The organism is Streptomyces sp. ActVer (assembly GCF_027270795.1).
In the GTDB taxonomy this organism is placed as follows: Bacteria; Actinomycetota; Actinomycetes; order Streptomycetales; family Streptomycetaceae; genus Streptomyces; species Streptomyces umbrinus_A.
On record NZ_JAPWHT010000398.1, the window covers coordinates 1 to 9,742 of the forward strand.

Consider the following 9,742-nt stretch of genomic DNA (forward strand, 5'->3'; position numbering starts at 1 on the left):
CAGGACGAAGCCGCCCCCGCCCCCGCCGCCGCCGAGGGCAACGCGGGCGACCGGGCCCGGGTCGCCAGACCCCTGGACATCCCCGACATCAAGACCGGCGACCTCCGCTTCATGATGCGGGTCGACCCCCTCCACCAGAACTACCTGACCGTCAAGTTCTGGGGCGGCGACACCTCCCCGTACAAGACGATCGCGTACATCAACGGCGAGCAGATCGGCTACCGCCGCTCCGGCGACTACGAGGCGCTGAACACCGGCACGGTCCGTCCGCTGCCCGGCCGCTTCTTCTACGCCACGGTGATGCTGCCGCTGGAACACACCAAGGGCCGCGAGCACGCCGAGATCACCCTGCGCACCTACGACGCCGCGTTCACCGCCAAGGTCACCGCCGACTCCCGCGGCTACTACCGCGCGTACACCCACACCGGCGCGTACCTCGACGTGAGCGACGACCCGCAGGCCGACTTCACACCGCCCACGGACACGGTCGCGGACCTGTCCGAGGCGCAGAAGCAGGCACTCGTCGACGGCTATGTGGCCGGACAGGTGAAGCTCTTCAACGACCACTCGGCGAAGATCGACGCATCGGCGACGGCCAGGCTCAGCATCGTCCGCTACGAGGACGAACTCCGCTTCTACACCTCGGCGTTGACCCAGGCCGGCTGGTGCCCGGCACGGACCGCAACCGACCGGCGGACGGCCCTGCTGCGGGTCTTCAAGTGCGTGGACAACCACACCGAGGACTACTACGCCGACACGAGACTCCTGGCCCGCGGCGGCCACCAGGGGGACTGGGGCGGCTACTACGGAGCACTCGGCGAGGCCCTCTACATCGTCGAGAACCTCATAGCGGACAAGGACGTCCTCGGCCGTGAGGCCTTCGAGGCATTCCTGGACGAGCCCTTCACCACAGGCACCAGCGAGAGCAGGACCTCTCTCAAGGACGTCGACCTCGACGGCTCACCACTGACCCGCCGGGCCGCCTGGGGCCGCGTACTCAAGGCCAACTTCGACTACGCCCGTTCGCGGCTCTCGTACATCTACAACCAGGTGATGTACACCTACGAGGGCGCCTGGGAGGCCCACGAGGGGCTGCGGGTCATCGGCTCGGAGTTCTACGAGGGCAAGGCGCGCAGCCACCGTATCGCGGGCGAGGCGCTCGGCTGGCTGCCCTTCCTCGGCGAGGAGGTCCTCGTCGGCCCGGACGGCCAGGACCTGGACCTCTTCCACTCGCTCTTCTACCACGACACCACGGCCCGCTGGACGGACGACTACATCAAGTACGTCATCAAGGGCCTGGCCAAGTCCAAGCTGGACAAGGCCGGCAACCTGGTACGCCGCCTGCCCCTGGGCAAGCACTACACCACGATCACCGAGGCGGGCCACACCCGCGAGAACGGCTACGTCGCCAACTACGGCGAGGCCACCAACTACCTGCCCGAGTGGTTCCACCGGACCTGGGGCCACAAGGGCGACGAGGACCTGAACGACCGGATCCTGGAGATCGCGCTGCGCAACCTGCACGCCCGCTCCCTGGCCCGGATGACCGACCTCGACGACAACCTCAAGCGCACGATGCGCATGGAGATGGTGATCGACGAGCGCAACACCAACTACCCGGGCTTCCCGGGCTACGTACTGCGCATCTCCGAGGGCAGGATCCTCAACTACGTCTCCCTGGCCCGGCACATGGCCGAACACGCCGACCGGTACACCGGAAGCCGCTGGGCAGTCACCCGCTCCTTCGCCCGCGAGGCGGTCGGCTTCGCCCAGCAACAGCTGGCCGACCACCAGTACTTCAGCTCGTTCGCCTCCGTAACAGGCAAGAACAAGTACGACCTCACGCTCGGCGAGACCTGCGCCTACCTGAAGGCCCACGAGCCGACCGGAACAGTCCACCCGCACACGGACTTCGGCCACTACACGCCTGCGGAACTGACCGCACTGGCGGTGAACCGTGCCGACTACGAGCGCTTCGCCTGGGTCGACGTGGACTGCATGTTCGTCTCGATGAGGGACGGCGACCTCCACCTGTGGGCCCAACTCAACGAACGCCAGCGGGGGTTCGCCCGCAACGGACGCCTGCACGTCCGGCAGGCGAACCGCGACCACATCGTGCAGATCAACACCAACGCACGCTTCCGGTACGAGGACTACTGGGCCCGCATGGACAACATCGACGTCGACTTCATGGAGGACCAGCAGACGGGCGACTCATCGGCACTCCAGGCCCTGGCGGGCGAAATCGCACCCATCACCTACCAGCCGGGCGTCGGCACGGTCCACCGCGAGAACTTCGAGGCCGACCATGCCTATTCGGGCTACCCGGACCTGCTGACCGCCCGTTACGGCCGCTACTTCTTCGTCTTCAACACGACCCGCAGGACGTATGGGAACGAGCGGTCGTACGAGGTGGAGGTGCCGCGGGCCACCGGCCGTACCGGTTCGACGGTCCTGGACCTGGTGACGGGAAAGGAACTCCCGGTGCGCGGCGGCAAGGTGAAGGTCCCGCCCAGGACGGGCCTGGTACTCAAGCTGCCGACAGCCCAGGAGCCCGAACTCCCGCCCGCACACGTCGACTTCGTGCACACCCTCCCCGGCGACGGAGCGGTCACGGTGACCTGGCAGACGACGGCGGGCGCCTCCCACTACGAGGTGCGGCGGGCGACCCGACAGCAGGGCCCGTACAAGGTCATCTCCTCGAAGGAGACGGGCCGGCATTTCACGGACACCTCCGCCCACCCCGGCGAGACGTACTTCTACACGGTCACCGCCGTCAACGGCCAAGGCCCAGGCTGGACTTCGCACACCATCCGAACCGAACTCCCGAAGCCCGCTTCGCCCGGCCCAAGAAACTCGGGCTGGCGCGACGACGCCCTGCGCAAGGCGAGACCGGGCAGCACGGCGGTGCGCGGCTCGACGATACGAGTGCTCGGCGCACGCGGCGACGGACTCGGCGAGGGCGACGACTACAAGGTGCCCTCCCGCGACATGGAAGACCAACTCCACTACGTAAGCCGCCCGTTGGCAGGCAGCTTCACCCTCACCACCCGCGTCACAGGGGCACGCGGGCCGCTCACCGGACTGATGCTCCGCGACCGGATCGCCGCCGACACCCGCCATCTGTTCTTCGGCGCGGACAAGGACGGACGGCTCGTCTTCCACAACCGCACCCGCGACAGCCGCCACGACTGGCAGGACGACCTGCGCTCACCCATCACCCGCCGGCTCGACGGGCAGACCCTGGCCGCGACGCCGTACCTGCGGATCGTCCGGGACGCCGGCAGCCACCGAGTGCACGGCCAGGTGTCGGCCGACGGCACCACCTGGCTGACGGTCGCGACACTCTTCACACCCTTCCCGTACGCGGTCCACGCGGGCTTCGCGGCGACGGGCGACGCGGAGTTCACGAAGGTGGCGGTGGACACCTTCAGCGCGAACGCGCTCCTGCTCTCCGTCGAGCGCGACGCCGACACCGCCACCGCCCGCTGGAACAAGCCGGACGACGCCCTGACCTTCACACTCTCCCGCTCGACTGGCGACGGGCAGTGGGAGGTTCTGAAGAAGGACACGCGCGCGTACGCCTACGAGGACAAGGGCCTGCGCCACGGCACCCGCTCCTACAAGGTGACGGCGGCCCTCGTCGGCGGCGGCACCCGCGACTCCGCGGTGGCCGTGGCGGTCGCCGAGACCTTCGCCCAGGTCCTGGCCCGGGCACGGAGGACGGACCCCGCCGAGTGGACGAAGAAGTCGTACGCGGCCTTCACGGCCGAACTCGACCGCGTCGAGAAGTCGACCGGCGACCCGGAGTCCGCCCGAGTGGACGCCGTCTACGCGGCCCATGAACTCCTGGTCTCCCTCGACACGCTGCTGCGGAAGTTCCAGGTCACCCCGTCCATGGTGGTGGCCTCCACCACCCAGTGGCCCGGCACGGGAACCAAGGAGGCAGCGGGCTGGCGGGCCTTCGACGGAGACACCACCACCTACACCGACACCACGGCCGCCGAGAGCTGGATCGACATCGACGCGGGCGCCGCGGGCCCGATCACCGTCGACCGCATCCGCCTGTACCCTCGCGCCGACCAGCTGACCCGCGCCAACGGCACGGTGTTCCGCGGCTCCGACGAGGCCGGGGCCGACTGGACGGACTTCCACACGGTCAGCGGGGTCGACACGGCCCGGTGGTACGAGTTCCGGCTCGCCGAGCGGGCGTCGTACCAGCGGATCCGTGTGTACGACGGGCACAACGGGCGTTGCAATGTGGGGGAGATCGAGTTCTGGTATCAGCTGCCCGACGAGGAGTGAGATCCGCGGGTTCGCTGTGGCTGGTCGCGCCGTTCCCCGCGCCCCTCAGGGGGCACGGGGGGTGGACCATTCCTCTACGAGGGAGACCAGTTGCCGGGGGCGCTCCTCGTGCAGGTAGTGGCCGCAGTCCTCGAAGACCACCACCCGGGAGCCGGGTCGGGAGAGTGTGCCGCGCTCGAAGTGGGCGGCAGCCGGTGTCGCGTACACGCCCAGCACGGGACAGTCGCGGCGGGCCAGATACGCGCAGGTCGCAGGTCGCAGGCCGAAGGCGTCCGGGGCCAGGTACATGCCGTCGCGGCACCGAGCCAGCACCTCCGGGTCCATGCCGGCCATCAACTTCCGCTGCCGCTCCCGCAGTTGGTCATGCGCCCCCGGCCGGAAGGAGCTGTCCACGAAGCGGGCGGCCCACTCGGCACCCTCCCTCCGCAGCTCCTCCTGCTCCCCGGGAATGCGTACGGCCTCGCCCTCGTCGGCTCCGTACGCGGAGTCGACGACCACCAACGCGCGTACGAGATCCGGGTGTTCCACCGCGAGTGCCGTGACCGCCTGGGCGCCCATCGAGTGGCCGACGGCGATCACCGGGCCCGGGTCCAGCCGGCCCAGCAGGTCAGCCAGGTCGGCGGCGAAGTCGCGCGGCCCGTAGCCGCTCGGCGGCTTCGGGGAGCGGCCGTGGCCCCGCAGGTCGGGGACGATCACCCGGTGCCGCCAGTACGGGAGGGTGGGCGCCCAGTCCCCGCCGTCGCCGCCCCACCCGTGGACCAGGAGGAGGGCCGGGCCCGTGCCGGGGTGGTCCGTGTGGTGGAGGGCTACCGGTGGGGAGGTGGTGGTCACGGAGGTGACTCTAGACGCGGCCCGGCCACCAGGAGGGACCCGGCACCACGGGCCCGCGAGGAGGGGCATACCGTGAGGAGTCGAGCACAGCAGCCGGGAGTACCGGGAGCTAGGAGGACGGGATGGGCAGCCGTACCGCGCTGGTCGAGGACCTGATGGAGAGGTTCCCGCACGTACCGCGGGAAGCCGTCTTCAAGGAGGACCTGCTCCGTGGGGGCGTGGCCTTCGACGACTCCGCACTCAGCGATACCGCCAACGAGGCAGCCGGGGACGTCAAACCGAAGTCGTACTTCATCTTCTCCTTCGACCACGGCACCCTGCCCGAACTGGGCGAGGCCGCGCTGCGCCGCCCGCCGGAGGAGATCATCCTCACCGGCGGCCCGTACGACCTGCGCCGCACAGTCGTCTCCGTACGCGTGAACCCGTCCTCCCCGTACCGCGTGGCCGCAAGCGAGGACGGCGTGCTGGGGCTCTACCTCGACGGGAAGCGGATCTCGGACGTCGGCGTGCCGCCCATGCCGGAGTACTACCGGCACAAGCTCTCCAACGGGAAGTCCGTCATGGAGGTGGCCCCGACGATCCAGTGGGGCTACCTGATCTACCTGACGGTGTTCCGGGTGTGCCAGTACTTCGGCGCCAAGGAGGAGTGCCAGTACTGCGACATCAACCACAACTGGCGCCAGCACAAGGCGGCCGGGCGGCCCTACACCGGCGTCAAGGACGTCGACGAGGTCCTGGAAGCCCTGGAGATCATCGACCGCTACGACACGGCGAAGGCGTCCACCGCGTACACCCTCACCGGCGGCGCCATCACCTCCAAACTCCAGGGCCGCGACGAGGCCGACTTCTACGGCATGTACGCCAAGGCCATCGAGGAACACTTCCCGGGCCGGTGGATCGGCAAGGTCGTCGCCCAGGCACTCCCGCGCGACGACGTGCAGCGCTTCAAGGACTACGGCGTGCAGATCTACCACCCCAACTACGAGGTGTGGGACGAGTACCTGTTCAAGATGCACTGCCCTGGCAAGGAGCGGTACGTCGGCCGGGACGAGTGGCACAAGCGCATCCTGGACTCGGCGGAGGTCTTCGGCGCGCGCAATGTGATCCCCAACTTCGTGGCGGGCGTGGAGATGGCGGAGCCCTTCGGGTTCACCACCGTCGACGAGGCCATCGCCTCCACCACCGAGGGGCTGCGCTTCTTCATGTCGCACGGCATCACGCCCCGCTTCACCACCTGGTGCCCGGAGCCGACGACCCCGCTGGGCAAGGCGAATCCGCAGGGCGCCCCGCTGGAGTACCACATCCGGCTCCTTGAGGCCTATCGCTCCACGATGGAGGACTTCGGGCTCTCCTCGCCGCCCGGATACGGCCCGCCCGGGCCGGGCAACGCGGTCTTCTCGGTGAGCTCGTTCATGGACAGCCTGCCGGCGAACGAGGTGGCGGAAGAGGCGCCCGCGGTCTGAGGGAACGGGGCGGATGGAGACGTACGGCAGTTCCAAGGACAATCGATTGAGTCATTTGGGGCTGCCGGGACGTACAACTGGTGTACGACTGAAGCGCGGCTGAGGCTGCGGGGCCTGGTGGGACGTGCGACCCGCGGTAACCGGATGTGCAAGTGCCGCTTGTCAGTTGTGCAGGAACCGTGAAAAACTCTGGTCCCGTCGCAGACGTCCCCCTCAACTCCCGTATTACCCAGGTGAGTTGACCCCGCTTGTGGATGCAGGTGAAGTCCCCACCCATGCCAGACCTGCCGACCCCTCAGGACGCCGCCGAGGCCACTCTGTTCTCGGAGTGCTGGGACGCGGTCCTTTCGTACGCCGATCTCTGTACCGGCGCTTCCACCCATGCCCGCCAACTGGCCTCCGAGGCGTTCTCGCTCGGCATACGCGAAGCGCGTGCCGCGGAGAACGAGTCCGGCGGCAGGAGCTTCGGGCGCCGGACGCGCACACCCAGGCTGCCCCGAATACCGCTGCTCCTGACCGCTGTACGCCAGACGACCGCCATCTGGGAAGCGAGGGGACAGGGCGACCGTCTCGACCCCGAACTTCGCCTGTGGCTCAACTCCGAGAAGGCCGCCCGCTTTTCGGGACCGCCCCTGCACCGGCCGCTCGCCCTGCGCGGGCTGCGGGACATGCAGGAACCGGATGCCGCGCTGCTGTGGCTGGCGGAGGTCGAGGCGCTGCCGGTCGCCTCCGTGGCCCGCCGGCTCGGCCTCGACCCGGAGGGCGCGGCCGAGGAACTGCACCAGGTGCGCGGGGTGTTCCGCGACCGCTGCCACCGCAACCACCTCGACACACCGCTCTCCGAGGAGTGCCGCAGCTATGCCCGGCTCCTCGACGCGGTCACCCGCTCACCCGCCGCCGAGGTACCGGACGACCTGTCGTCGCACCTCGCGCGCTGCGTCGAGTGCGCGGAGGCCGCCGCCTGTCTTCGGCCGGCCGGCGGAGGACTGCCCGCCGCGCTCGCGAGCGGGGTCATCGGCTGGGGCGGACTCGCCTACCTCGAACGACGCCGCAGGGCCGTCGAGTCGGGGCTGAGCCGAGGCGCGGCCGACGACGACCCTGACGCGCCGGACGGTGACGCGGCGGAAGGACGCCGCGCCCGGATAGGCAGGGTCGGACTGATCGCCGCCGCCGTCGGCGTCTCTCTCCTGGCACTGGCGGTCACGCTGGCGCCGTTCGGCGAGGACGAGGGTTCCGGCTCCCTGGAAGGAACGGCGGGCCGGGAGCCCGTGGGCCAGCAGGTCCCTTCGCTCGACCCCGCACCATCGAGCACGGGGAACGGCTCGACCGCTTCCTCCACGACCTCCCCGCAGGCGTCCGAATCGAACACCGAGAAGACCGACGAGAACGCCGGCACGGGCTCCGCGTCGGAGAAGGAGCCCCAGGGCGACTCCACGTCCGCGGCCGAACAGGACGGCGCCGACCCCAACCCCAGCGAACCCGCCGTCTGCCACGCCCGGTACGAACTGGTCAACGAGTGGCCCGACGGCTTCCAGGCCACCGTCACCGTCAAGTCCGACTACGCCCTCAACAACTGGCGCGTCGGCTGGACCTTCCCCGACGGCCAGAAGGTGACCCAGATGTGGGACGGCAACTTCGACCAGGACGGCTCCCGGGTCACCGCGAGCGCCGCCGACTACAACAAGTCGGTCGCCGCGGGCGGATCCTTCGCCGTCGGATTCCTGGGCTCCTGGAAGGCCGGCAACGGCAACGCGGAGCCGGACGAGTTCATGCTGAACGGCCGCAGCTGTACGCACAGCTGAGCCCGGTCAGAAAATCGGTTGGCCGGGGCGGAGGGGCGAGCTAAGGTCTGACCGTTCTCGCGGTGGTTCTCCACCGCCGACGTTGTCGCTGGTGTGATCAAGGAGGTGTGATCGATGGCTGTCATCGAGCTGGGCGCTGCCCGCATCCGGAAGTTCATCGAATCCACCTCTGTGGTCACCGGCTGACAACCTCCTTCTCCGCGCCCGAGCGCGCGCGGCCGGGGCCACCCTTCGAAGGGTCACCCCTTGTCTTCCTCTTCATTTCCACTGCCTTCCTCCGCTCACCCGCTCGCCCCCTACGGCTGGGACGACGAGTGGGCTGCCGAATTCGCCCCCCATCTTGAACGGGGCCTCGTCCCGGGCCGAGTCGTACGGGTCGATCGCGGCCAGTGCGACGTGATCACCCCCGACGGACTGGTCCGGGTCGACACCGAATTCGTGACACCGCACGACCCGCTGCGCGTCATCTGCACCGGCGACTGGGCCGTCGTCGACGCAGGCGGGGACCCCCGCTACGTACAGCAGTACCTCCCACGCCGTACCGCTTTCGTACGGTCGACCTCCTCCAAGCGCTCGGAAGGCCAGATCCTCGCCGCCAACGTCGACTTCGCGATCATCGCGGTCTCCCTGGCGGTGGAGCTGGACCTCGGCCGGATCGAACGTTTCCTGGCGCTGGCCTGGGAATCCGGCGCACAGCCCCTGGTCGTACTCACCAAGGCGGACCTGGTACCGGACGCGGTGGGCCTGTCGTATCTGCTCCAGGACGTCGAGACGGCGGCACCGGGCGTACAGGTACTGGCCGTCAGCTCCACGGACGGAGACGGCCTCGACATCCTCGGCGCAGTAGTGTCCGGCGGTACCTCCGTGCTCCTCGGACAGTCGGGCGCCGGCAAGTCGACGCTCGCGAACGCGCTCCTCGGCGAGGACGTGATGGCCGTCCAGGCGGCACGTGACGTGGACGGCAAGGGCCGCCACACGACCACGACCCGAAACCTGCTCGTCCTCCCCGGCGGGGGCGTACTGATCGACACACCGGGGCTGCGCGGGGTCGGACTCTTCGACGCCGAGACCGGCGTCGGTCAGGTGTTCTCCGAGATCGAGGAGCTCGCCGCCTCCTGCCGATTCCAGGACTGCGCGCACGAGGCCGAGCCCGGCTGTGCGGTGCTCGCCGCCGCGGGCTCCGGGGTCTTGCCCGAGCGGCGGCTGGAGAGCTACCGGAAGCTGCTTCGGGAGAACCAGCGGATCGTGGCCAAGACGGATGCGCGGGTCCGAGCGGAGCTTTGGCATCTGCTGCCCGCGCCCGAGGGCCGGCTGTTCGGGATCGACCACGGGGTCACCTTC

Annotated in this window: 5 protein-coding genes; 4 read left to right on the top strand and 1 reads right to left on the bottom strand. The window is 69.4% G+C overall.

Translation table 11 applies throughout. The features are described 5' to 3' along the window. Nucleotides 1–4,305, top strand: a 4,305-nt coding sequence (locus O3Q52_RS41250) for a fibronectin type III domain-containing protein (protein ID WP_269653686.1), incomplete at its 5' end; no start/stop codon positions are given. Nucleotides 4,306–4,350: 45 nt separating this feature from the next. On the opposite strand, the gene O3Q52_RS41255 is transcribed toward O3Q52_RS41250, so the two are convergent. Further along, nucleotides 4,351–5,136, bottom strand: a complete 786-nt coding sequence (locus O3Q52_RS41255) for an alpha/beta fold hydrolase (protein WP_269653687.1) — start codon at nt 5,134–5,136, stop codon at nt 4,351–4,353. A 122-nt stretch (nt 5,137–5,258) separates the two neighbouring features. Between O3Q52_RS41255 and O3Q52_RS41260 the strand changes: the two genes are divergently transcribed. From O3Q52_RS41260 to rsgA, 3 genes are all read left to right on the top strand, one after another. Further along, nucleotides 5,259–6,599, top strand: a complete 1,341-nt coding sequence (locus tag O3Q52_RS41260; RefSeq protein ID WP_269653688.1) for a radical SAM protein — start codon at nt 5,259–5,261, stop codon at nt 6,597–6,599. Between the two features lie 275 nt (nt 6,600–6,874). Continuing rightward, nucleotides 6,875–8,401, top strand: a complete 1,527-nt coding sequence (locus tag O3Q52_RS41265; RefSeq protein WP_269653689.1) for a cellulose-binding domain-containing protein — start codon at nt 6,875–6,877, stop codon at nt 8,399–8,401. 246 nt (nt 8,402–8,647) lie between these two features. Continuing rightward, nucleotides 8,648–9,742: ribosome small subunit-dependent GTPase A (gene rsgA / locus O3Q52_RS41270; RefSeq protein WP_269653690.1), on the top strand; the 1,095-nt coding region annotated here is incomplete at its 3' end.